This is a genomic window from Mycolicibacterium stellerae (genome assembly GCF_003719305.1).
Classification (GTDB): domain Bacteria; phylum Actinomycetota; class Actinomycetes; order Mycobacteriales; family Mycobacteriaceae; genus Mycobacterium; species Mycobacterium stellerae.
This window is the reverse complement of record NZ_RARC01000008.1, coordinates 39,388-63,331: the sequence shown is the minus strand read 5'-3', so window position 1 is coordinate 63,331 and position 23,944 is coordinate 39,388. Positions and strand designations below refer to the sequence as shown.

Annotated in this window: 20 protein-coding genes; 12 read left to right on the top strand and 8 right to left on the bottom strand. The window is 60.1% G+C overall.

Annotated features, from left to right (window positions below; genetic code table 11):
* The first annotated feature begins 204 nt into the window (after positions 1-204).
* The 3 genes from D6M19_RS34230 to D6M19_RS12610 all read left to right on the top strand — a co-directional run bounded on the left by D6M19_RS34230 (position 205) and on the right by D6M19_RS12610 (position 2,468).
* Entirely contained in the window at positions 205-369 is a 165-nt protein-coding gene (locus D6M19_RS34230; protein WP_164478464.1) for a hypothetical protein, read from the top strand.
* 105 nt (positions 370-474) lie between these two features.
* Positions 475-1,914 (top strand): multicopper oxidase family protein, encoded by a 1,440-nt coding sequence (locus D6M19_RS12615; protein WP_123025573.1) that lies wholly within the window; start codon positions 475-477, stop codon positions 1,912-1,914.
* A 146-nt stretch (positions 1,915-2,060) separates the two neighbouring features.
* Positions 2,061-2,468, top strand: a complete 408-nt coding sequence (locus D6M19_RS12610) for a hypothetical protein (RefSeq protein WP_206428513.1) — start codon at positions 2,061-2,063, stop codon at positions 2,466-2,468.
* Between the two features lie 10 nt (positions 2,469-2,478).
* Here D6M19_RS12610 and D6M19_RS12605 read toward each other — a convergent pair whose 3' ends face one another.
* The 3 genes from D6M19_RS12605 to D6M19_RS12595 form a co-directional block, all read right to left on the bottom strand.
* Positions 2,479-3,639 carry an acyl-CoA dehydrogenase gene (locus D6M19_RS12605; protein ID WP_123025572.1) on the bottom strand — a complete coding sequence of 387 codons (1,161 nt, stop codon included), beginning with the start codon at positions 3,637-3,639 and terminating at the stop codon, positions 2,479-2,481.
* A 407-nt stretch (positions 3,640-4,046) separates the two neighbouring features.
* Positions 4,047-4,559, bottom strand: a complete 513-nt coding sequence (gene purE, locus D6M19_RS12600; RefSeq protein WP_123025571.1) for a 5-(carboxyamino)imidazole ribonucleotide mutase — start codon at positions 4,557-4,559, stop codon at positions 4,047-4,049.
* Complete coding sequence (locus D6M19_RS12595; RefSeq protein ID WP_234834841.1) at positions 4,556-5,707, bottom strand: 5-(carboxyamino)imidazole ribonucleotide synthase; 1,152 nt, start codon at positions 5,705-5,707, stop codon at positions 4,556-4,558. Before D6M19_RS12595 ends, purE begins: the two co-directional genes overlap by 4 nt.
* 103 nt (positions 5,708-5,810) lie before the next feature.
* Between D6M19_RS12595 and D6M19_RS12590 the strand changes: the two genes are divergently transcribed.
* Positions 5,811-6,488, top strand: coding sequence for a GtrA family protein (locus D6M19_RS12590; protein ID WP_123025569.1), 678 nt, complete (start codon positions 5,811-5,813; stop codon positions 6,486-6,488).
* Here D6M19_RS12590 and D6M19_RS12585 read toward each other — a convergent pair.
* Both D6M19_RS12585 and D6M19_RS12580 read right to left on the bottom strand, forming a co-directional pair.
* On the bottom strand, positions 6,425-6,961 hold the full coding sequence (locus tag D6M19_RS12585) for a PH domain-containing protein (protein WP_123025568.1): 537 nt from the start codon (positions 6,959-6,961) through the stop codon (positions 6,425-6,427). The genes D6M19_RS12590 and D6M19_RS12585 overlap by 64 nt on opposite strands.
* 15 nt (positions 6,962-6,976) lie before the next feature.
* A complete protein-coding gene (locus tag D6M19_RS12580) occupies positions 6,977-7,789 on the bottom strand; it encodes a biotin--[acetyl-CoA-carboxylase] ligase (protein ID WP_123025567.1) in 813 nt (270 codons plus the stop codon).
* An 854-nt stretch (positions 7,790-8,643) separates the two neighbouring features.
* On the opposite strand from D6M19_RS12580, the gene D6M19_RS12575 reads away from it, so the two are divergent.
* The gene (locus D6M19_RS12575; protein WP_123025566.1) at positions 8,644-10,398 is read left to right on the top strand and encodes a DUF4012 domain-containing protein; all 1,755 of its coding nucleotides are present in this window, start codon (positions 8,644-8,646) and stop codon (positions 10,396-10,398) included.
* Positions 10,399-10,610: 212 nt separating this feature from the next.
* Here the strand turns inward: D6M19_RS12575 and D6M19_RS12570 are convergent, their stop codons facing one another.
* Positions 10,611-12,098 (bottom strand): sugar transferase, encoded by a 1,488-nt coding sequence (locus tag D6M19_RS12570; RefSeq protein WP_123025565.1) that lies wholly within the window; start codon positions 12,096-12,098, stop codon positions 10,611-10,613.
* A 428-nt stretch (positions 12,099-12,526) separates the two neighbouring features.
* Complete coding sequence (locus D6M19_RS12565) at positions 12,527-13,054, bottom strand: arsenate reductase/protein-tyrosine-phosphatase family protein (RefSeq protein WP_327389789.1); 528 nt, start codon at positions 13,052-13,054, stop codon at positions 12,527-12,529.
* Between the two features lie 308 nt (positions 13,055-13,362).
* On the opposite strand from D6M19_RS12565, the gene rfbA reads away from it, so the two are divergent.
* The 7 genes from rfbA (at position 13,363) to D6M19_RS12535 (ending at position 22,708) form a co-directional block, all read left to right on the top strand.
* Entirely contained in the window at positions 13,363-14,232 is an 870-nt protein-coding gene (gene rfbA / locus D6M19_RS12560) for a glucose-1-phosphate thymidylyltransferase RfbA (RefSeq protein ID WP_123025563.1), read from the top strand.
* Between the two features lie 399 nt (positions 14,233-14,631).
* The gene (locus D6M19_RS12555; RefSeq protein ID WP_164478463.1) at positions 14,632-15,546 is read left to right on the top strand and encodes a class I SAM-dependent methyltransferase; all 915 of its coding nucleotides are present in this window, start codon (positions 14,632-14,634) and stop codon (positions 15,544-15,546) included.
* Between the two features lie 415 nt (positions 15,547-15,961).
* On the top strand, positions 15,962-16,939 hold the full coding sequence (locus tag D6M19_RS12550) for a glycosyltransferase family protein (protein ID WP_234834832.1): 978 nt from the start codon (positions 15,962-15,964) through the stop codon (positions 16,937-16,939).
* Between the two features lie 144 nt (positions 16,940-17,083).
* Positions 17,084-18,130 carry a glycosyltransferase family 4 protein gene (locus D6M19_RS12545; RefSeq protein ID WP_123025561.1) on the top strand — a complete coding sequence of 349 codons (1,047 nt, stop codon included), beginning with the start codon at positions 17,084-17,086 and terminating at the stop codon, positions 18,128-18,130.
* Positions 18,131-19,612: 1,482 nt separating this feature from the next.
* Positions 19,613-20,419 carry a class I SAM-dependent methyltransferase gene (locus tag D6M19_RS12540; protein WP_123025560.1) on the top strand — a complete coding sequence of 269 codons (807 nt, stop codon included), beginning with the start codon at positions 19,613-19,615 and terminating at the stop codon, positions 20,417-20,419.
* A gap of 609 nt (positions 20,420-21,028) precedes the next feature.
* A complete protein-coding gene (locus tag D6M19_RS34225; RefSeq protein WP_164478462.1) occupies positions 21,029-21,856 on the top strand; it encodes a hypothetical protein in 828 nt (275 codons plus the stop codon).
* Positions 21,857-21,934: 78 nt separating this feature from the next.
* Positions 21,935-22,708: a class I SAM-dependent methyltransferase gene (locus D6M19_RS12535; protein ID WP_123025559.1), complete on the top strand. Its 774-nt coding sequence runs from the start codon at positions 21,935-21,937 to the stop codon at positions 22,706-22,708.
* Between the two features lie 56 nt (positions 22,709-22,764).
* On the opposite strand, the gene D6M19_RS12530 is transcribed toward D6M19_RS12535, so the two are convergent.
* A complete protein-coding gene (locus D6M19_RS12530; protein WP_164478454.1) occupies positions 22,765-23,901 on the bottom strand; it encodes a hypothetical protein in 1,137 nt (378 codons plus the stop codon).
* Between the last annotated feature and the right edge of the window lie 43 nt (positions 23,902-23,944).

Genomic DNA, 23,944 nt, shown 5'->3' with positions numbered 1-23,944 from the left:
AGTCTCCTGAAAGTCCGCTTAGGAGGTCTCTCACATTTTCCTCGGCGCGAGTTTGGTGGCTTCTTAACGGAGCAGTGCTTGTGGCCTCGCTCCGCACAAATAAGTGATTGGGGAAATGAAATGCCTGTCATTCGGCGACCCGGGAAAAGGGTAAAGACGTACGCGGCTCTGGTGGGTGGCGGCGCCATGGTTGCCATGGGCGTTGTGAGTGTCTTGACGGGCGGCGCCAGCCCAGCCGCTCCGGCGGTGGTGTCGGCACCGGGGATGACCCTTGGCGATACTGCGACCGTCGCGTACTCCGCGACGGAACAGACCTCGATGGCCGTGCCGGTCGACAAGGCGAAGCCGTTCGGCGGGTCGGGCAGCTAAAGCTATCTAGCATCGAGCCAGCCGGCAGATCGCGCTGCCGGCGGTTTCGACAATCTGTCCGCAGTCTCGGCACATCGCCGGCACGGAAGTGCCACGCTCAGCTTCATGATCAACCGGCGAAACTTCCTGGTGCTGACGGCGGCCGCCGGGGTGGCGGCGGGGTGCTCGTCGCGAGCGGCCGAGGCGCCGATCGCATCGCCCAGGGCGTCGCCGCCGCCCGCGCCGGCCGTCGACCTGAAATTCGAGCCCGCCGAGACCGATATCGACCTCGGCGGTGTGTCGGTGCGGACGTGGGCATACAACGGGCGGGTCCCTGGGAACGAGATACGCATCCGCAAGGGTGAAACGCTGCGCGTTGCGGTGACGAACAAGCTGCCCGCCGACACCAGCGTGCACTGGCACGGGCTGGCGATCGTCAACGACATGGACGGCGTTCCGCCGCTGACGCAGTCGCCGATCCCGTCGGGCGGAGACTTCACCTACGAGTTCATGGTGCCCGACGCGGGAACGTACTGGTATCACTCGCATGTCGGCACGCAGTTGGACCGCGGTCTCTACGGCCCGTTGATCATCGAGGATCCGGCCGAAAAGGCCGACTACGACGAGGAATTGGTCGTCGTGCTGGACGACTGGATCGACGGCACCGGAACTAACCCGGACCAGGTGCTTGAGAACCTGCGCAAGAACGGGATGAAGCCGATGGAGCCCGGCGGGCCCGGTGTGAGCCCGACGACGCCGCTCGGCGCCGACGGCGGCGACGTCACCTATCCGTACTTCGTCGTCAACGGCCGCGTCCCCGCCGACCCCGAGGTGCGCGACTATCGCGCCGGACAGCGCGTCCGGCTGCGGGTCATCAACGCCGGATCCGACACCGCGTTCCGCGTTGCCGTGCCGGACACCGACCTGAACGTCATCGCCACCGACGGCTATCCGGTGATGCCCATCAAGACGAAGTCGGTCATCCTCGGCATGGGTGAGCGCGTCGACGCCGTGTTCACCGTCAACGCGTCGGTTCCGGTGGTCGCCGTGCCAGAGGGCAAGCAGGGACATGCCCAGCTCAACATCCGCGTCGGTGGAGCGCCGAGCGCTGCGAAGGTCGACGACTTCGTCGCCGCGGTGCGCAAGGAGCTGGTGCTCGACACCGCGACCCTGTCGCCGACTCCTGAGGTGACGTTGCCGGCTCGCACGCCCGACCAGGTGATCGAGGCGCGGCTGAGCGGGCCGGGCGCCGGCTATACCTGGCCGTTCAACGGCAGGCTCTACGATCCGACGGCCGACGGCATCGGCGTGAAACCCGACCAACGGGTACGGATGCGAATGATCAACGAGTCCATGATGTTCCACCCGATTCACCTGCACGGGCACACGTTTGAGGTGGTGGGTCGCGACGGTCCGCGCGCACGCAAGGACACCGTGCTGGTGGCGCCCAGGAATACCGTCGAGGTGGATTTCGACACCGTCAACCCGGGGAAGTGGATCACCCACTGCCATAACACCTACCACCTGGAGGGTGGCATGGCCGGCTGGATCTTCTACGAAAATTAGCTGAGCCGTAAATTCAGCAAATCCCCAAGAGCCATCCGTGGGCCAGGGCTGCGAACTACACCTGTGTGTTCACTGAACTGTCATACCGAAGCGTGCAATACTGGCTACGAACAGCGCGTCACGCGCTCTAGAAGCGGGGAATCGCCATGAGTTCCACCGTCGCTGCCATCCTCACGATGGTGGGGCTCACGGTGTGGCATCTCCGCACGCGGCGCCATCCGTGCTGGTCGGCGAGCGCCGACGCCCGGTTTTACATCGTCGCCGGATATCCGGCTGTGGCGATCGCGGTCTTCTGGCTGGTCGGGGCCGCCACAAGAACGGGCTGGGAATGGGCGATCGGCAACGCGTGGGCGCTGGCGGCGATGGTGTCGTTCGTTTGTGGATTCAATGCCCTGCACAGGGCATGCGAGCAACAACAAGAAGCGTCGATGACGATCGAATCGATTGACTCCGATGCCGACGCCGATGCCGACTCCGACGTCCGTGCCGACAACGATTCCGATGAAGCCAGGCCGACACGCCGTCAGGGCTCCAACGGCAGCAGCCACGCCTGACCTGCGACTCCTACTTCAACAACGCCCGCGACATCACGACGCGCTGAATCTGGTTGGTGCCTTCGTAGATCTGGGTGATCTTGGCGTCGCGCATCATCCGCTCGACGGGGAAATCCTGGGTGTAGCCCGCACCGCCGAACAGCTGCACGGCGTCGGTGGTGACCTCCATCGCGACATCGGAGGCAAAGCACTTCGACGCCGAGGAGATGAACCCCAGCGCCGGCTCGCCGCGCTCAGCGCGCGCCGCAGCGGTATAGACCATCAGCCGCGCCGCTTCCACCTTCATCGCCATGTCGGCGATCATGAACTGCACACCCTGGAAGTCGCTGATCGACTTGCCGAACTGCTTGCGGTCCTTGGTGTATGCGATTGCCGCGTCCAGCGCGCCCTGGGCGATACCGACGGCCTGCGCCCCGATCGTCGGCCGGGTGTGATCGAGGGTCTTCAGCGCGGTCTTGAACCCGCTGCCGGGCTCCCCGATGATTCGGTCACCGGGAATCCGGCAGTTCTCGAAGTACAGCTCGGTGGTCGGTGACCCCTTGATGCCGAGCTTGCGCTCCTTGGGCCCGACGGTGAAGCCCTCGTCGTCGCGGTGCACCATGAACGCCGAGATGCCGTTGGCACCCTTGTCCGGATCGCTGGACGCCATCACGGTGTACCACGTGGACTTGCCGCCGTTGGTGATCCACGCCTTGGTGCCGTTGAGGATCCACGAGTCGCCGTCCTGCTTCGCGCGCGTACGCATCGCGGCCGCATCGCTACCGGCCTCCCGCTCCGACAACGCGTAGGAAGCCATCGCCTCACCGGACCCGACGGCAGGCAGTACCTGCTTCTTCAGCTCGTCAGACCCGCTGAGAATCAGGCCCATGGTGCCCAGCTTGTTCACCGCAGGGATCAGGGAGGCAGACGCATCAACTCGGGCTACCTCTTCGATGACGATGCAGGTGGCCACGGAGTCCGCGCCCTGTCCGCCGTACTCCTCGGGCACGTGGATAGCCGAGAAACCCGACTGGCTGAGGACCTTGAGGGCCTCCTCGGGGAAGCGCGAATTTTCGTCGACGTCGGCGGCGTACGGCGCGATCTCCTTCTCGCACAGGTTGCGCAACACCTCGCGCAGTTCGTTGTGCTCGTCGGGCAGCTTGAACACGTCGAAATCGGGGTTACCACCCATGAGAACTCCTTGCTACTCACCGGTAATTTTACCGTGATCGCGCCTGCACGAGGAAACCGCGCGTAGGCAAACGGCAATCTCGCCCGGGACACCGCAGTGTCACAATACGGCCAAGTTCTCAGGACAGTTTCAGGACGGTCATTGCACACTCCCATGTACGCCGGTTAGTTTTGCTACCTATGCAGGCTCCCCTTGCACACCAATTCATGCAGATATCTGTCGATGGGCGTCCCTTCCGACGCATTGCTGCATGCGACTGCGGATGGCACGGCAAGCCGCGTTGGTTCCGTGGTTCTTCGGTCGTGGAAGCCGGCACACACGCCGCCCAGACCGGCCACATCCCGATGCCGAAATACGTTTCGCGCAAGCAGTCAGACGATGTCGACCCGCGGGCTTTGTAGCCGCCGCTATTCCGAATCCCCCATCAGCCGCCGGCGTAACGCGTCGTCTTTTTGCAACACCAAGCCTTCCAGGTCCTGCTGGAACGCAACCATCCGCCCACGCAACGCCGAATCAGCAGCGCCGAGGATGCGGACCGCCAACAGCCCGGCATTCCGGGCTCCGCCGATAGACACCGTCGCCACCGGAACGCCCGCAGGCATCTGCACGATGGACAGCAGCGAATCGAGGCCGTCAAGGTGGGCCAGCGGCACCGGGACGCCGATCACCGGCAACGGCGTGGCCGACGCGACCATCCCGGGCAGGTGGGCCGCACCGCCTGCGCCTGCGATGATCACCTCGATGCCGCGGTCGGCCGCCGTGCGCGCATAGTCGAGCATGCGTTCGGGTGTGCGGTGCGCTGACACCACGCCGACCTCGAAGGGAATGTCGAACTCCGCCAACGCATGTGCGGCCGCTTCCATCACCGGCCAGTCGCTGTCGCTGCCCATGATCACGCCGACCCGTGCCGGTGCATTCATGCGTGTTCGTCCCATCCGTCGGTCCATTCCGCGTGCGACAACCAGTGTGCCGCCCGGGTGGCCCGTTCACGAAGCTTCGCCACGTCGTCGCCGACGACGTTGACGTGCCCGATCTTGCGGCCTGGGCGCTCCTCTTTGCCGTAGAGGTGCACCTTGGCGTCGGGGATCCGGCCGAACAGATGGTGCAGTCGTTCGTCCATGCCCATGTCTGATTTGTCTTCTGCGCCAAGAACATTGGCCATCACCGTCACCGGTGCGAGCGGTGTGGTGTCGCCGAGCGGGTAGTCGAGCACCGCGCGCAGGTGCTGCTCGAACTGACTGGTGCGCGAGCCGTCCATCGTCCAGTGCCCGGAGTTGTGCGGTCGCATCGCCAGCTCGTTGACGACCAGTGCGCCGTCGACGGTCTCGAACAGCTCGACAGCCAGCAGCCCGACCACGCCCAGTTCGGCGGCCAACCGCAACGCCAGCTGCCCTGCCGCGCTTGCGGTCTCGCTATCGAGATCCTGTGCTGGCGCGATCACCTCGACGCAGATGCCGTCGCGCTGCACGGTCTCCACCACCGGCCACGCGGCGCCCTGGCCGAACGGCGACCGGGCCACCAGCGCGGCAAGCTCCCGCCGCATATCGACGCGCTCCTCCGCCAGAACCGCGATTCCCTCGGCGAGATTGCGCGCCGCGAAGTCGCGCGCCTCGTCGAGATCGCGGGCCAGCAGCACCCCGCGACCGTCGTAGCCGCCACGGACGGTCTTGAGCACGATCGGTTGGCCCAGGGCGAACGCATCCAGCTCGGCGGGGTCGGTCACCTCGGCGTAGCGCGGAATCGGCGCCCCGATGGCCTCCAGCCGCCGTCGCATCACCAGCTTGTCCTGGGCGTGGATCAGCGCCTCGGGTGGCGGTGCCACGTTGACGCCCTCGGCGACCAGCTTCTCCAGCAGATCGGTCGGCACGTGTTCGTGGTCGAAGGTGAATGCCTGGGCGCCTTCGGCCGCACGACGGAGTGCGTCGAGGTCGGTGTGCGAACCGATCACCACATCGGGCGTGACCTGCGCCGCGGGGTCATCGGGTGTGACGGCGAGCACACGCAGCGCTTGACCCAGGGCAATAGCTGACTGATGGGTCATCCTGGCCAGCTGTCCGCCGCCGATCATGGTCACCTTGGGTACCGGCACAGCGTTCATGGTGTCATGGCGTGCGCCGCCGTGACCTGCACGGGTAAGCGTCGGGTGCGTTGTTTCCGTACACTCGCTTGTCGTGTCCTTCACCGACGCCACGATCGCGCGGCTGCCGCGCCCGATCCGGCCGTACTTTGAACGGCACCACGAGCTCATCAAGTTCGCCATAGTCGGCGCGACCACCTTCGTCATCGACTCGGCGGTCTTTTACACGCTGAAGCTGACGGTGCTGGAGCCCAAGCCTGTCACGGCGAAGATCATCGCAGGCATCGTCGCGGTGATCGCCTCCTACATCCTCAACAGGGAATGGAGCTTCCAGAACCGCGGCGGCCGCGAACGCCACCACGAGGCGCTGCTGTTCTTCGGCTTCAGCGGTATAGGCGTGGTGATCTGCATGGCCCCGCTGTGGTTCTCCAGCTACGTACTGCACCTGCGCGTGCCCGACGTTTCGCTGACCACCGAGAACATCGCCGACTTCGTCTCCGCGTACGTCGTCGGCAATTTGCTGCAGATGGGGTTCCGGTTCTGGGCGTTCCGGCGCTGGGTCTTCCCCGACGAGTTCGACCGCGCCCCGGACAAGGCCGTCGAGTCCACGCTCACCGCGGGCGGCATCGCCGAGGCGATGGAGGACGCGCACGAACACCGCGAGCATGATCCGTCGAACGTGACCCCGCTGCAGCCGACGCGGCGGCGTCAGCGCCTTCCCGGAGACCGACTGTCGGACTCCTCGCCGCCGAGCGTGTCGAAGACTTCGTGATATAGCAGCGAGTGGACGCGCTCCACTTGCGGAATGTCGTTGAACTCCAACGGGTCCTGTGAGGCCGACTCGATGATCAAGGTGCCGGTGCGCACCATCCGGTCGATCAGCCCGTGCCGGAACTCGACACTGTTGATCCGTGCCAGCGGGATGTCGATGCCCGTGCGGGTGACCAGTCCGTGCCGGAACATCACCCTGCGGTCGGTGATCACGAAGTGTGTCGTCAGCCAGTTCAGGAAGGGCCACAGCGTGGCCCAGCAGGCGAGCACCAGCCAGATCACCCAGATGACAAGGAAGATGATCTTCTTGGCGTTGGCGTCCCAACTGAGGGTGTTGACGTAACCCGCGACGAAGGTTGCTGCGGCGGTGGCCACGAGCAGGATGAGCACCGGCAGGATCAGTCGTTTCCAGTGTGGATGCCGATGCAGCACGACTTGCTCGTCAGCGGCCAGCACATTCTCGGGGTAGCCCACGGTGGAACTCTACGGCTAGACCGGCCGCAAATGGGTGATGTCACCGGCGGAGACGGTGAATATTTCGGTGCCGGTATCGATCTGAAGGCGTCCAAGGTCGTCGATGTCTACCGCCGTGCCCTCGACCGCCCTGTCGCCAGGCAGGCTGGCCCGGACGCGGCGACCGATCGTGACGCTGCGCGATCGATAGTCGGCCTTCAGCGCGGCGTCGGCGCCCCCTGCGCTTCGCCAGGCGGCGACACGGGTGGCCAGGTGCTCGAGGACGGCCTGGGCCAGGATGGTGCGGTCGGGAGCGTCGACGCCCAGCATGGCCAGGCTGGTGGCGACGGGATCAGGCGCCTCTTCGGCTGTCATGGTCACGTTCAGGCCCAGGCCGACGACCACGACCGGCTCAGGTGCGGCCACCTCGGCGAGGATGCCTGCCAGCTTCCCGGTGCCGACGAGGACGTCGTTGGGCCACTTGAGACCCGCGGTGATGCCGCAGACCTCCAAGACGGCGTCCACCACCGCGACACCGGTAAGTAGAGGAAGCCAACCCCACGCTGCGCTGGGGACCCCACTGGTGTTAATGCCCACCGACATGGCGATCTGGGAACGCGGGGGTGCCGACCAGCTTCTGCCGTGCCTACCGCGGCCCGCACGCTGGTACTCGGCGAGCAGCACCACACCGTCGATGTCCTTGCCGTTCGCCGCACGCGCCAACAGATCGGCGTTGGTGGAGCCGGTCTCCTCGACTACATATATATGGCGCCACACCTTCTGCTGGTCGACCAGCGAACGTTGCAAATCTGTGATTCTCAGGTTCTGCCTCATTTGATCGTGATTCATCGCCTACAGAGTAAACGCCAGCAACATCGGCGTGGGGCTGTGACTTTGGATGCAAGCGTCTCCGATTGTTTGTACCAATCTATGCCTCAACAGGGCAGACGTGCACTGATGGGCTCGTTAGCGAGGGGAACGAAATTGCGTAGGCAGCTTTGGCTATCCCAATCCTTGCAAACTGAAATTAACAATTGTTTCTGTTGTTGATTACCTGAGAGCGGTGTACGCTAAGCCACAGATTGTTTTTAGGGAGGGGAACCGGAACATGACAACATTCGGTACAAAAGTTCGGGTGGGAGTCGCAGGCTGCGCAATCGCAACTGGCGCGAGTCTCATATCTATTCCAGCGGCGCAGGCGGCACCCCTCGCGCCCGCTCCGATCAGCCCGGTAACGATGCCGTTGCCGGCCAGTCCAGCCACTCTGCCAGCACCGGCGAGCCCAGGCGTGCTGGGATTCGGCGGCGCACCGACGGCCCCGGGTTGGTGGCTGTTTGACGGTCGGGGCGGTTCACGCGATCTTCAGGCGGCTCAGCAGACTCGAAGTGGATGGTTCCCCGGGAAATACATTTTCCGGTTCATCCGCTTCCTCATCCGACTTATTTTCGGACCCTACGGTACCCGCGGCATCTAGCCCGCCCTACGAGGTGAGCAGCAACCCCAATAATTAGAAGATTGGCCTTTCGTGGCTGGCGATCGACTCCAGTCACGAAGGGCCTATTTTCGTCACAGAGGACGCGTTCCGGGTGCCAATATTCTCGCGACATCCCTTCCGACGAGGCGCAAATTCAGAAAATCGCCGTTCTGCGCGGCCTGAAGCGTCCAACGTCGGCAAGGATTCTTCTCAAAACGATGGGAGGCGGATGACTCCGCCTCGCTCCCGTCTCGCCATCATCGCGGGGTTCCTCTTGCTTGTCGTCGCTTTCGCGGCCTGGCTCGGCTATGAGGCGGTTCAAGCGAAGTCGAATCTGGAAGAGGCGCGTCAGAACATCCAGAAGTCAAAGGATGCCCTCCTCGAAGGGGACGATGAGGAAGCGGCTGACTGGGCGGACAAGGCACAGTCAAACGCCGAGGCGGCGCAGGCCCACACCGACTCTGTGCCTTGGAACATTGCCTCAGCCGTACCGTGGCTGGGCGGCCCGCTGAAAACCGGTCAACAGATAGCAGATGTTGTGCTGGTTGCGGTGGCCGATGTCCTGCAACCCAGCGTGCAAATCGGGCAGGTGATGTCGCCGGATCGCTTGCTCAAGGACGGCCGCGTGGACGTTGAATTGCTGCGCGAAACAGAACCCAAGCTGAGTGAAATATCCTCGGCGGCCACCAAACTCGTTTTTCAGGCAGAGTCGATCTCCGACCCCCACTATCTCTCCACCCTGCGTGACGCTCGTCAGCAGCTTCAGGCGCAGACCTCGGACCTTGCCGGGGTGATCGAAAATACCGCGCTGGCGGCGCGCATCGCGCCGTCGATGATGGGCGCAGACGGCCCGCGAGCCTATTTCATGGGATTCCAGACCAACGCCGAGGCCCGTGGCACGGGTGGGCTGATGGGCGCATTCGGCATTCTCCGGTTCGACAACGGTGACGCCGAGGTGGAGACGCTGGGACGGAACTCCGCGCTGGATAAGCAGTTCACCCCGATCGATTTCGACCAGGATTTCGACGAACAGTGGGGATTCACCAATCCTTCGACCGACTTCCGGAACAGCAATATGAGTTCCCACTTTCCGTACGCAGCCGAGATCTGGCGATCGATGTGGCGGCAGCAGTCGGGAACAACGGTGGACGGAGCCATTGCGATCGACCCGGTTGCGTTGAGTTACATCCTTGGCGCGATCGGGCCTGTGACCATGCGGGACGGCGAGACCGTCACAGCGGACAACGTGGTCGAGCTGACGGAGTCGACGGCCTATATCCGTTTTGCCAATGACAATGACGCGCGCAAGCAGTGGCTCCAGGACATGGCCAGCGAGGTCGTGAAGAAGGTGACGGGAGAGGTCAAGGCGCCGCGGACGTTACTGGACGCCCTTGGCAAAGGTGTCAGTGAAGGGCGCATCGCGTTGTGGAGTTCGACACCGGCCGAACAGAAAGTCGTTGAGGAGACACCGTTAGCACATGTGGTTCCGGACGATCCGGCGCCGTACGCGGCGGTGGTGGTCAACAACATCGGTGGAAACAAGCTCGATTACTACCTGACTAGGCAAATTGAGTATTCGGCTGGTGCCTGCGATGGCGAGACGAGGAAGTCCACCGTCACTGTGCGATTGACGAACAATGCGCCACCTACCGGGTTGCCGGACTACATGGCCAAGCTGTCGGAGCTCCCATTCAACGCGCCGCTCGGTACCAACGCGGCGTGGGTTTCTCTTATCGCCACCAAGAACGCACAAATAACAAACGCCACTATCGACGGTGACCTTCTCACCGTTGCGTCAGGCGAGGAGCGCGGTCACCCGGTCTTCAATTCGCAGGTGGTAATGGAGCCTGGGCGCACAATCGTATTGCGTTTCGAGCTCACAGAGCCGACATCTCCAGGTGCCGCCAGGGTTCCGATCCAACCGCTCGTGGACAATCCCGTTCCAGTTGTGTCGGTGCCCGAATGCGCAGCGAAAGAGCAGTAGCGCCATTTCTGTTCCAGGCACAGCGTAGTGATATGAGAGAACGTTAAACTCTTAAGCCGCACCGAGGCGTTAGGAAAAGCGATTCCTTGACGAAGTCGATTCGGATGCGGTTTTCGATGGGGTCGACTGCGTTGCGCAGACGCCAGACATTGAAGGACGCGCAATCGGACACCGCAGCGGCACATTATCCGGTCAGCGGTGATTTCGCTCGATCAGTATGCGCCGGAGTGGGCGATCATCGCCCGGACGGTTTTCACGGCGATCTGTAAGTCGGCGATCATCGACCAGTTCTCAACATAGAAGAGATCGAGCCGAACGGAGTCGTCCCAGGACAAGTCGGACCGCCCGCTGACCTGCCACAGACCGGTGATGCCGGGACGCACCAGGAGTCGGCGCTTCGCGTGGTCGTCGTAGGTCTTGACCTCACCTGCCAGCGGCGGCCGGGGTCCGACCACACTCATGTCCCGCATAAGCACGTTGATGAATTGTGGCAGCTCATCGATGCTGTACTTGCGCAGGAAGGTGCCGATCGGCGTGACCCTGGGGTCGTTGCGGATCTTGAACAGCACTCCGCCCTTGCTTTCGTTCTGCTCGATGAGCTTTTCGACCATCGCGTCCGCACCATCGACCATCGTGCGGAACTTGATCATTTCGAATGGCTCCCCATCCAAACCGATGCGCTCCGAGCGGTAGAAAACCGGGCCCTTGCTCGTCAACTTGACGGCAACGGCGACGCAGATCAGCACGGGAAGTCCGAAGAGTAGAGCCAGGCCCGAGAAAACCACGTCAAATAGACGCTTCTGGAACTTCTTGGCACCGTTGTACTGCGGTTTCTCAACGTGAATCAGCGGCAGGCCACAGACGGGCCGCATCATCAGTCGTGGGCCTGCGACGTCTATGACACCCGGTGAGACGAGCAGATCGATATCCAGTTTTTCCAGCTCCCACGACAAGTCGCGAATTCCCCGTCCGTCCAGTCGCTCAGTGGCCGTGACGGCCACAGCATGGCTGTTAGTGGCCGTCACCGCGCCGACGACGTTCGACTCGTCACCGAACGTCGGAATGGACCCCACGCCGGGCACATCGATCTTGGTCCGCACGATCGGCCCAGGAATGCAGGCCCCGACCACCTCGTATTCGGACGACGGCTCGCGCGCAAGGGATTTAGTGAGGTCGCGCACTGCAGAAGCGCTACCCACGACGAGCACTCGTGTGATGCACTTCCCGTGCTTTTGGCGGGCTCTGCTTACGGTGCGGCGCGCCGCTCGTCTGAGCAGGAGCAGGATAACCAGCCCGGTGGGCAGCGCGATCATCAGATAGCCACGGGCGATCTCGAGCTTGAACAACATGGAAACAATCGCGACCCCGCCGAATACTACGAGCGTCGCCATCCAGACACGCCGGTATTCCTCAGCTCCCGATCCAATAATGCGCGGGGACCGCGACCTATTGATGGAGAGCGCCAGCATCCAGCTGACCGCGATAGCGGCTGACACCGCGGTGTACAGATACTTGTAAGAACCCACTGTTCCCGGTAGCACGCCGAAGCGCAGCCACTGCGCGAGACTGACCGACAGGATTACGCCGGCAAAATCGAGCACAACCAGGCGCCGGGCGTACCCCCGCTGCCATACGGGTAGTTTGCTTGGAATCGGAGCAATATTTGCTGGAGCATCCAAACGCTCATTAACCGCCGTCATATATCCCCCCAGATAATTAATTCCCCTAGCAGGCACTTTATCCCACCAGCTGCAGACTTCTCAAGTGAATCGAGGACTTCGCTCGCAAACGGTAGGTAAAATAGCGCACCATGGTAAATCTTGCTTCTGTGGATGCACGAGTTGTGGCCGCTGAGGGAACCAGTCGCGACTTGGCGCTCGGCAAGGCGGCCTCCGCCGGGGTTGCCCCCGCGGAGTCGGAGACGCTTGCCGGTGCAAGCACTATCGATAGTCGGGGACCACTGCTGGCCCACTATTCTTAACACTGAGGGTTGTAACTGCAGCCTCGGCTTTTGGCGAACTTGCATGGCTCGCCGCTCTTCCCGCTCCACGCGCATTGGCCCCGCGTCGCTTCACTTCCGAGCGCGTTCCCGCCATCGCCTTTGGCGATAAATGTTCTGGGAGCCGGCCTAATCGGCCACAGTTGCCGAAGAGCGCAGGCAAAGTTCGAGTATAGGCGGCAAGAGAGCGTCAATCCGCGATCCAACCATCGAAAAGAACTCTGCGCCTTGGCCGTTCGGGTCTGGAATCTCGGGTATCTCGTGCGCGACTAACTGTGGGCGGAGGGACGCCAACTCTGCGACGTTGCGTGGTTTGCACTCTGCTGCGAGCCGAGAGGCTTCGGTCAGCGTGAAGGTCCGATGCAGCTGTCGCGGGGCGAGTTCGAGGACCGAGTCGAGATGCGCCCTCGTCATAGTGAGAACAAGATCGGCGTCTGAAGCAATCCTAGGGGTGAGTTGCCGGGCGGCGAAGTTGGATATGTCACCGCCTAGCCTTTCCAGCACATCGCCCGCATCCTGGTGAATCGGATGCGCAATAACTGCACGGGTCCCCGCGCTGGACACGCTGAAGGCTGGGATCTGGAGCCGGGCGCCGTGCGCGGCGGCCAGTCGCTCCGCCGTGGGTGATCGGCAGATGTTCCCAGTGCAAACGAACAATATGTGCAGGGCAAACTCCTTGTCTTGACGGTGAATTCAGGTGACTCACCCCGTTGGAGGAGGAAGCGCACTCGAACCGCACACATTTCCAGTGTGTTATCGGGGCTGGCCGCACCCCGGTGCACCTATGTAGTTGACAGACCCCACATCATCCCTCATGTCTTAGGCAAGGAACTTGAGGTGCGGTCGGCTGTGGGCAAACCTGTTCGAGCAGAAAGGGAAGTTTATCAGCAATCGTCACGCCCCGTGATTATCCTGTTGGCTCAATCGTCACAGCAAGTCTCCGAGGTCTGTGCCACGATGGCCCTGTGAGGGGGATTATTTTGGCGGGGGGCGCTGGGACACGTCTGCATCCGATCACGCTCGGGATTTCCAAACAGCTGATCCCGGTGTACGACAAGCCGATGGTGTACTACCCATTGTCCACACTGATGTTGGCTGGTATTCGGGACATTTTGCTAATCACGACGCCGCATGACGCTTGTAGTTTCGAGCGGCTGATGGGTAACGGGTCGCGGTTCGGCGTGTCAATTACGTACGCGCAACAACCGTGTCCCGACGGGCTCGCGCAGGCGTTCACTATAGGAGCCAAGTTCATAGGCGGAGAGAAAGTCGCACTCGTCCTTGGTGACAACCTGCTGTACGGGCCTGGACTGGGAACCCAACTTAGTCGCTTCACCACTATTGACGGTGGTGCGATCTTTGCCTACTGGGTGGCCGAACCCGGCGCATACGGCGTGATCGAGTTCGACGGAAGCGGATTGGCGGTATCGCTGGAAGAGAAGCCGGAGAAGCCAAAGAGCAATTATGCGGTACCAGGTTTGTACTTCTACGACAACGACGTGGTCGCAATAGCGCGGGATCTGACTCCCAGCGTGCGCGGCGAATACGAGATCACCGATGTCAACCGCACGTACCTGGAGCAGGGCAAATTGCACGTGGAGGTACTCCCGCGCGGAACTGCATGGCTGGACACCGGGACGTTCGATCAAATGGCCGACGGCGCCGACTATGTACGCACGATCGAGCGGCGTACCGGCCTGAAGATCGGCGTGCCCGAGGAAATCGGTTGGCGGCAGGGATATCTCACCGATGAGGAGCTGCGAACTCGTGCCGAGGGCTTAGTGAAGTCCGGTTACGGCAGTTATTTGTTAGATCTACTGGACAGGGGACGCTGATGTCGGCGGCGGCTTGTCACCGGAAGTGCCCGGAATTCGGCTGTGATTTCGTACGTCATGTCATGTCACACCACCGTGCTACATCTTCTAACCCGATGGGAGCGCTGATTGCCCGCAAACCTATTCAACCGGCGCGGCGGCGGAGCCTCGCGCTACTCTTGAGCGTACTGTCGCAAGCCGGAACACCCGTTCGAGTTCCGTACACCGTCGGCTAGTCTGAGGGGGAGATATTATTAACAAGACATCCGCGGACAACAACTCAGCACCGCTCTCTGGCGTTCTCGCTCATCATTCATATATCTGCACGAGTATCGCATTTGGGAAGCCAATTGCCCGCTCAACGCAATGTCGAACCTTGCAACGGCAATCCTCTGGGACCTACTTAGATGTGGTCACGCCATGACCGGTTCGACCGATGATTGGCCATTTCCGCCGATTACTGATGAAGTGGTTCAGCGATATCGAAGGAATTATTCGATTCCCACGGGCGTCACCGTGACTCGAGACATGGTCGAACAGCATACAACACTTGAGCATAAGCTGAAGCAGTTACTTTCTAACTCAAAGCCGGAGACTCGTTGCGAAATCTGGGCAAGCAGCTATGACCAATTATATCGAGAATTGCCATGGTTAGCCGAGGCTTCTCCAGTCGATCGGCACAGTATCGATGTCCAGCTCGGGCACTTTCTCAAATTAATCCCGCCAGGTTCACAAGTTATAGAAATAGGATCCGGTGTCGGCTTGCTAGCCCACTACCTGACAGAGCATGGGCGTCCCTGCGTCGCTACCGAAATCACCGGCCATCGAGGTATTCGCGATGATGGAGGCGTTGCGTGGCACAGTACGGACGGTATCCACCTCGATGCGTACGAGCCGGAATCTAGCTACGACTTCGTGCTTTCAACACAAGTAATCGAGCATTTTCACCCCGAGGATGTTGCTCGTCATTTCGAAGGTGCATACACCCTGCTAAAGCCCGGTGGCAAGTATATCCTGGAGACACCTCACGCTTTTTTTGGACCTGCCGATTTGTCGCGAGTGTTTTGCCTCGATCGACCTCAATTTATGCATTTGAAGGAATATACACATCGCGAGCTTGGAACGGCAGCCCGAGGGGCTGGATTCGAAAACATATCTGCGGTCTACATTCCGCCCACAGTAGTCCGGAAGAGGATTCCGGCTGTTATCCGTTCTCGCTTGCTGTATAACTACCTGAGTGCGCTGGAACGACTATTCGGCAACACTAGGCCACCCCAAATTATTCTCAGAGCCCTACTCTTTCACGGTAACGTTTTCTTGATAGCGGGTAAGTAGGATCAGGTTAGCGATTTCGTCGCCGGCTAGCTGGCCGACAGATACCGCGATGTGATGTATATCGAAGCAAATGTGTATAGTATGCAATAAGCTGTACGTTATCCGCATTCGGGGGAAGTTTGAAGTATCGCGGCTTGGAGTCGTCTGCACTGTCGACAGCAATCGATTTGTCGCTGTTGCCTCGCGGGCGGACGCGCCACGTCGAAACCGAAGCCGCTGGGCAAATGTTATCTGACCCTGAACTGCGGTTCCGCGTCACTCCGACGGCGGCGGCTGCCGCTGGTCGCGCGCTGCGGAATCCGCCACCAGCATGCTCAAGGAACAGAACCTGATGCGCATATTGTGGCTCTGTCCCTGGCTTCGCCCTTTGGCTCGCGTACATGCCGAGCAACTTAGGGCGCTAGGTGCTGAGGTTATGCTCGTCACGGCGGCCCTTCATCCAGAATCGGATTCGCCGCGTGAGTATGAAGTGGAGTTGTTAGGTCGTCCGGTTCCGACTGCTGGATGGCTGCCGTTCTTGGCGGCATTCGATGACGCCAGACGGTTTCAGCCCGATGTCGTTGTTACAGAATTCCTGCGGGATCCGCGGTGGCGCGCCTTCGGACAACTCGCTCCGCGGGTACGGCTCTTACATGATGCGACACCGCACGATCCGACGCACAGGGCGCCGTGGTGGAACCGTCTGTTCTTCGAACGCTGGGACGCGAAGGCGTACGCCACCGTAGTGTTTAGCAATTACGTAGCAAATCGCATCGCTCCGACGAGCACGGCTGGTCACCCGGTATACCTGGCGCCGCTAACAAGCGATCTCGAGGCGAGCCTCGTTCCAGAGTTTGTCGCTGCCGAGAAGCGCAGGAACTTTCTACTGATCGGCAGGCAACGCCCTTATAAAAATCATGGGGTCGTCTTCGCCGCCTGGGAAGCCCATACGCAAAGGTCCTGTTGGCGTGGCGATGAATTAGTGCTCTTCGGAGATGGGGAAATTACCCAGCCTTTACCGCCCCACGCTCGCTGGCATCGGGGTTCCTACCTCTACCGTGAAGTAATAGCTGAACTCGCTGCCTCCAAAGGATCGATAATTCACAGCCGTGCCGCCTCACAGAGCGGGGTACAGGTTCTGTCTTTGCAGCTTGGCGTTCCGACCCTCGTATCAAGCGCCGGAGCCCTGCCGGAGTATCAACCCCCCGGTATGAGCATCACGGGCATCGATGACATCGAAGGATTGGCAGTCGCTATTGACGCCCTCGCCGATACTGCACAACTGGATATTCAATCGAAAATGGCGCTTGAGCATTATCGGAGCCATTACGATTCCGCAATTGCCGCGCGAAGACTTCTTGAGATCTTCGATGATGTCACGAAGCGTGCTCGGGGTGACAACATTAATGAATAGGACGATTCAGGAGCCGCACAGGTGCAACCCCTACTAGCTGGCAGCCGAATTCGAAGGAAATATTCGATCGATAAAAAGAGACGCGCACTTTGGGTATCGTCGAGCCTTACTACCTACGGTGGAATCGCGACTTTTGTGCGTAATATGCGTGACACGGCTTTATGGACAGAATGGGACATTCGGCATGTCGCTACACACTGCGATGGTACGAAGTTAAAGCGTCTCGGCATTTTCATAGTTGGGTCTGCGCGATTTATCGTTCAGCTCCTCATCAAGCGGCCTGACATTATCCACTTACATACCTCGGAGCGCGGAAGCTTCGTCCGGAAAGGACTGTTGACCTGGGTGTCGGCCATATTTAGGATTCCGGTTCTCCTACACATGCATGGCGGCGAGTTTCATGAATATTTCGCAAATCAGTCTAGACCTCTTCAGTGGCTGATCCGGGCAACCCTGGAGCGCACCGATGTCGTTATTGCCCTCGGAAATGTTTGGGCTCAGCGCCTCCAGGACGTGGCACCGAAAGCACATATAGAGGTCGTACCCAATGCGATCCGAGCCAACGTAAAAGTTGATCAAATAAGTGCCAAAGAAGTACAAGTAGTATTTCTAGGAGAGCTCTGCGAAAGAAAGGGCACGTCCGTATTGCTCGACGCATGGGCAGGGATGATCGCCGCGAGAGACGTGAAACCGGCAAAGCTAACGATAGGTGGATGGGGAGAAATCGACCGTGCCAATAATCAAATTCGTTCTCTTGGGATTGGGGACACCGTTCACATTGCCGGCTGGCTGTCTGCGACGGAAGTTCAGCAGTTATTAGCACGAACGCACGTACTGGCCCTCCCATCGTTAAACGAAGGGCAGCCGATGGTCATACTCGAAGCAATGGCAAGAGGCATCTGCGTAGTATCCACCACTGCCGGGGGCATTCCGGAAATGCTAGATGAGTCTGAAGGTGTGTTGGTAGCCCCGGGCAGCGTGAGCGAGTTTTCCTGCGCCTTGGCGAAGGTCATAAACGATGCCGAAGCGCGCGGTCGATTCGGATCGCATGCGCGCAATCGAGTCGAACGCGAGTTCAATGTCGACGCCGTCTCGCGCCGTTTCGATGAGTTATACCGCACCGTGCTCACAGATCGCAGACGGCGCCGAGGAAGCGCACCCGAGAATTCGGCCAAGGTTGTGGATCCGTGACACAGTGGTCGGCTGACCTGAGCCCGCCCGTCGATTCTGGCGAGACTTGAAGACCGCGTCTGGCCGGCGTTCCAGCCACGGATCACTCATCGCGGCTGAAGCGGGTCGTCGCGGCCCCCCGACGTAGGCGGGGACGGCGCGTGATATCGGCCAGGCCTGTTCCGGCCACGGGGATTCCGAGCCGCGTCCGTTAGAAGCGAACCGATATCCCGAAAATGCTTAGCGCCATCTTGACGGCGAATCCAATGGTTGTGTTCGCGGCGCCAGACAGAAAAGGAAAGCCTTCCGAACGTTACGCTCCGTATTCACATAATCCAGTCTTATTGCACAGATCGGTGCACCACTTCACGGTGTTTTCATCTTTATCGCAAACTGATGAATCCGATGCAATGTACTTCGCGGTTGCCTCATCCTTTTTTGCCTCGCGCCCCTGCGTGCTCATGGCGGACGCACCTGGGTGGCCGGGGGAGGCAAGAGGTTGGTTACAATCGAGATTTAGCAGGTACTCTCCACTTCGCCCAACGCCACTAGCGTCGCGGAAAATTGACTTCTGCCAACTAAGTACAACGCAGTCGTCTGTTTCCACTTGACTACCGCTCATCGTCGCGATGACCGCCGTACCCTTCCAGCCCCCAATAGTCGACGCCGCGTCAGAATAAGTCTTGCCAACGAGCGGATCCGCCCACGCGACAGTGCCACTAATAGCGGAAACTGACATTGCCACTCCCGTAAGTACGGTCGTCGCACGCAAAATGAATTTCATTGGCCCCCCCGGCACTCCCCAGTGCTGTTACTGGCCCCCACGGCCAACCTAGTTAACCACCAGCACGTCCTCCGGAGTATAACCACCTTCCGATCCAACCGCTGGCCATTCAGCGATAATTTCGCAAGTCAGATTTTGCCGGACATCGTGTTAGATGTTTTCCAGAACTGTCGGAGCCTTGCTGGAAACATTGAATTGCTGCATTTCTGCCAATCTGCGCGGTTCTCGTCGCGCAGCTTCTCGGCCTCAGGGTGAGACGGGTCGACGGCGCTTGGAGCAGACCGGAGCTCTCCGAGGTCGAGTGCAGCAGGTCGGCGCCCCGCGCGGTCGCGAGCTCCGTTATGCCAGCTCACCGCTGACGGCAGGCCCCGATGCGCCGGCCGAGCGGGTCATTTAGCGATCATTCCTCGAAGATGAAGCCGGCGGCCGCTCCGGTTGGGGCGGCCGCCGAGTCGAGGCAGGCTCGCGAGACGCCCTGGCCGTCGCACGGCATCATGGCGGCAGTGTCCGTAATGTACCGAGTGTTTGCTGAATGACGTATGTGCGGCATTTGTCCGATCCTTCACGGCGTCGCGCACGGTCGCACATTTGCCCAGCATCGCCCGATGCTCGATCGTCTCGCCGTCGACCCGCTAGGCAAAGGCTCTCACTACGCCGCTTCGGGATATGCTCGCTAAAACATGGGGGCGATCGGTCGTGGTTCGGGGGCGGGTTTCTGAGTGAACAAGGGATTCGAGATCTACAAATGGCTCGGCCACAGGTTCGTCGCCGGCTGGCTCGAGCCTGAGGTGCTGTCTATCCTGAGAGTCCTCAACTCAGCCCAACGTTCGCAGAACGTATCGGGAGCTGTCGCCGAGGTTGGCGTCCATCACGGTAGACTCTTTATTGGCTTGAGCCTTCTGCAGCGCAGCGAAGAATACTCCGTTGCTATCGACCTGTTTGACGATCAGCTCCGCAACATCGATCATTCGGGGAAGGGTGATCTCGCCACGTTTCAGAAGAATGTCCGGCGTTGGTCGTCTTTGGATAATGTCGTAATCCATCAGGGCGACTCCACCCACCTGCTGTCCGATGAGCTCAGCAAGCTCGCGCGCGCGCAGATTCGTTTGTTCAGCGTCGATGGCGGACATACGGATCAAATCGTCTTCTCCGATATGATGCTGGCGGAGTCAACCACTGCGCCAGGCGGCATCGTCGTGGCCGACGACGTCTTCAATCAATACTGGCCAGGAGTGGCAACTGGCACGCTGAGGTATTTGAGTGGAAGTGGAGGGCTGGTGCCTTTCGCGATCGGCTTCAACAAAGTGTTTTTTTCTTTTGCGGGTCATGCCGAATTCTATCGTGGCATTCTTCGCAAAAGTTTCCAGGATCGACATCTTCTGCTCGTCAAAACGTCGGAGTTTGCAACGCACGATGTTCTTGTAATCACTCGAGCTCCGCGCGGGCCTCGAGGGCTAATCAGCCGCAGCGAAACAGCCAAGCACATCTATCACCGGGTCCAGGAGTGGTCTCATCATCGGCAATGATCACGAAGTAGCAGACGTCGACTCGCGCAGTGCTGAGCATGTCGACCTTGTCGGGAGGTGCGGACGTCGCCAGAGCGACTGGTCAACCGCAAACCCCGTGTGCGGCTTGGATTATCGATCGGTGCTTGCAGAAGCTGACAATGAAAAACGTCTCAAGGAGGATCGCGGCCTCGATAGAAGGCTGGCCGTCGCCCCTATCGACGCGACGACGAAAAGCCGAGGTTTCGCCACGGCGGACTTCGCATCCAGCCGATGATTAGCTACTCGTTTCCGTTGCACCGACGGGCGCTGTGGGCCCTGAGAAGAAGCTTGAATTCGACGGTGGATGTACTCAGAAGACCAATCCGCCGGGCCGACGTCTTACTCGTAACCGGAGACGCAGCGCCATCGAAAGCTCGCGAGGTCGAGGCTCGCCTACAGTTCCTACTCACGCACCTAGATGACCATCTCGACATACGGAGTGTGAGAACGGCTTCACCGTTCGCTTACCTCCGCAGTACCGCTGTCGCTGCCGCGGACGCCAACGCAATCCCAGCTGTAGCACGTCGATACGTACGGTGGATTGCCGATCTTGACTACGAGACCAATCCTACTGACGGATGGGCGCTGATGGACCTTGCCGCCGCAATCAGTGGGGGCGTCCCCCGCAGAGAGGCCGCGACCGCTCGCAAAACGTTCGTCAGTCACGTTCAAGGTCTGAAAGCTGACGGCCCGCGGCCCGTCTATGTCTTCGGCACCGGGCCCTCGCTGGGATCTGCCGTCGAACACTCGTTTGACGATGGCACAGTCGTTGTGTGTAACACGATCGTTCGAGATCCAGAGTTGTGGCACCATCTGGCGCCGGCGTTTCTCACCGCCGGCGATGCCATATACCATTTCGGCCACACTCCACACGCACGCGCATTCCGGGCTGACGCGTTACGTCGCCTCAAGGAATCAGACGGGCGCACACTGTTCGTATATCCGGCCACCTTCGACGTCGTCGTGCGTTCCGAGTTTGAGGCTGTCGAATCGTTGTTGGTACCGATTCCGTGGGGTGAACATACTGATATTACGGTGGATCTCACAAAGCATTTTGTGCTTCCTGCGGTTGGGAACGTGCTGAACGCGCTGTTACTTCCGTTGGCGTGCACATTGAGCCAGGATGTGCGTCTGTGGGGGTTCGATGGACGAGCGCCCACAGACACCGGCTTTTGGGCGAACTCTGGCCGACATACATATCCAGAGCTCATGCAGTCCATTCGCGATTCACATCCGGCGTTCTTTGCCGACAGAATACCGAAGGGCGATGAGATCCGATATGTAAAGGAAGTTCACGGAGACTGGTTGGAAACGCGCCTCAGCGAAGCCGAGGAGCGCTCCTTCCAGTTTCGAATGCTCCACCAATCATGGACACCGACCTTACAGAAGAGATATGCAAGATTACCTCGATCTTGACTGGATACCCGTTCATCGGGCAGCGAATTATCGAACATCACACTCGGGTTGTGATTACCCCGTGTTACCTATGAGAGGATGGCGACTGCTTTGACACTCCCTATGCAATTGCGAGGCCGTCACGGCGACCCACAGCAGCGCGTGCAAAAAGCCGTAGATCAACTATTGGCCGGCGAAGACCGACCGCGTGTTCTCGAGGCCGGATGCGGTTCGCTGAGCCGAATTCAATTACCGACTGGACGCACGCTCGTCGGCATTGACATTGAGCAACGACAACTCGACCGCAATACGGCGCTGGATGAGAAGATCCTGGGTGACCTGCAGAGTTTCACACCACCTGCGCCTGGGTTCGACCTAATACTTTGTTGGGACGTAATTGAGCATCTGCCGGAGCCGATCAAGGCGCTGGAACGCATGACCGCGGCGTTGAACCCTGGCGGCGCCTTGGTTCTGGCGTTCCCAAATCTCTGGTCATTGAAGGGATTGGTGACCAAATTCACGCCCTACACGGTGCATGCCCTGTTCTACCGCTTCGTTGTTGGCGACCGACGAAGTGCGGACGAGTGGGACCAGTTTCCCACCGTCTTCCGAGCGAGCATCGCACCGGGAAGGCTCCGGAAATGGGCTGCCAAGCACGGCTTCCAGTTGGTCTACGAAGAGGTGTACGAAGGCCCTGTACAGGTCGGCCTACGCTCGCGAAGTCGGTTGTTGGACTTGTCATTTGCGGCATTAGGCCTGGTCTCCAGGACATTGAGCCTAGGGCGTCTCGACTTGGGTCTTTCCGACTGCATCCAGGTGCTGCGCTTACCCGATGGTGTTGTGAATGACAACGACGGTAAGGCGGTAAGCTAGATATTCGCTGGACTAGCCGCAGCACCGAGTGAGTGTTGGACCCGCGCAAATGCTTGTCATTCGATTACGACGACCGAGCCAACCTCGCGACCCGTCGCCACTTGCCAGGCTGCAGCTTGCTCTGCGGTTTCGGGCCGCTGATACTGCATCTTTTGATCAGCCCTCAAACGGATTGTGTTGTTGCGTGTCGTGTAACCAACAGGCTCGTAGTGATGGTAACTGTACGCACCGTAGGCGCCATCAAAGATATTGTTCTGAATAGTGATGTCGGCTGGAGTATCCCAACGATAGGTGAGCAGGTGGACTCGTGTTTCCTGGTTCGGCCGAACATCGGAAAACACTGAATAACCCGCTCTCTCGCACACGTTTCCTTCGACGATAATTCGTTTGAATCCACCGGCGGAGGCACTACCCCTCGACCAGAATTCGAACGACTGGTTGCAATCATGGATATGATTATTGCGAAAGGTGATATCTTCCCAACTGCCGTCGGTACCCGCACGGCCTTGCGGGCTCCACGCCACGTCATATACTTGAGCGATTTCATTGGCCTCGATAAGCCATCTTTTTACATTGACCCAGCAGTCGATTCCATTTCCGTAGCGATTATTCGTGCCATCGCGCAGTCTGGATCCACCAATGTAGTCAATCAAGCAGTTGAAAATATGGACATCTGCGGCGGCACCTCCAATGCCGCAACCGCCAGTACCCGTGACATGCACATCGTGAATGTCGTTTGAGCCAGCGGAGCACAAGATACCTCGCCCCGTCCGGCCATTCGGTGCGGCCTTGATATCGCCGGCCAAGAGGGTGGGGTTAGTTGATGCTGCCACGAACAGAATGTTCTCGTTGAGATCGCAGCTGAAGTCCCAGGGGCTGCTCAGCTCAGCAAGCGAAGGCTTGGATGTCGGCATCACGGCGCCATTTACGACAAGGTAACCAATATTCGCATCAGGGGTTGTGTTGTAGCCGTCATGCGTAGCGGGCGATCCAAGGTCGATCTTCCAGATTCCTTGAGCGTGCTCGGTCCAACCGTCCGAGCGGTTCAATACCTTGAACATCGTCAGAATCGGCTTGGCGCCTTCTCCGTACGATCCGACCTCACAACCGAACGGCGGTGACAGCTCGCCGAAGAAAGTATCCCCCTGCCGGAATCGTACGACAGATCCGTCTGTAGGTAGCGACGAGTTCACTTTCTCAATTGTCGCCCAAGCCGACTCAGGACTAAGCCCGTCC

Bases quoted from the DNA above. Each gene is read 5' to 3' on its own strand.
- D6M19_RS12615 (WP_123025573.1), top strand. From the start codon at position 475: ATGATCAACCGGCGAAACTTCCTGGTGCTGACGGCGGCCGCCGGGGTG.
- D6M19_RS12610 (WP_206428513.1), top strand. From the start codon at position 2,061: ATGAGTTCCACCGTCGCTGCCATCCTCACGATGGTGGGGCTCACGGTG.
- D6M19_RS12605 (WP_123025572.1), bottom strand. From the start codon at position 3,639: ATGGGTGGTAACCCCGATTTCGACGTGTTCAAGCTGCCCGACGAGCAC.
- purE (WP_123025571.1), bottom strand. From the start codon at position 4,559: ATGAATGCACCGGCACGGGTCGGCGTGATCATGGGCAGCGACAGCGAC.
- D6M19_RS12595 (WP_234834841.1), bottom strand. From the start codon at position 5,707: ATGATCGGCGGCGGACAGCTGGCCAGGATGACCCATCAGTCAGCTATT.
- D6M19_RS12580 (WP_123025567.1), bottom strand. From the start codon at position 7,789: ATGAATCACGATCAAATGAGGCAGAACCTGAGAATCACAGATTTGCAA.
- D6M19_RS12575 (WP_123025566.1), top strand. From the start codon at position 8,644: ATGACTCCGCCTCGCTCCCGTCTCGCCATCATCGCGGGGTTCCTCTTG.
- D6M19_RS12570 (WP_123025565.1), bottom strand. From the start codon at position 12,098: ATGACGGCGGTTAATGAGCGTTTGGATGCTCCAGCAAATATTGCTCCG.
- D6M19_RS12555 (WP_164478463.1), top strand. From the start codon at position 14,632: ATGACCGGTTCGACCGATGATTGGCCATTTCCGCCGATTACTGATGAA.
- D6M19_RS12550 (WP_234834832.1), top strand. From the start codon at position 15,962: ATGCTCGTCACGGCGGCCCTTCATCCAGAATCGGATTCGCCGCGTGAG.
- D6M19_RS12545 (WP_123025561.1), top strand. From the start codon at position 17,084: ATGCGTGACACGGCTTTATGGACAGAATGGGACATTCGGCATGTCGCT.
- D6M19_RS34225 (WP_164478462.1), top strand. From the start codon at position 21,029: ATGGACCTTGCCGCCGCAATCAGTGGGGGCGTCCCCCGCAGAGAGGCC.
- D6M19_RS12535 (WP_123025559.1), top strand. From the start codon at position 21,935: ATGGCGACTGCTTTGACACTCCCTATGCAATTGCGAGGCCGTCACGGC.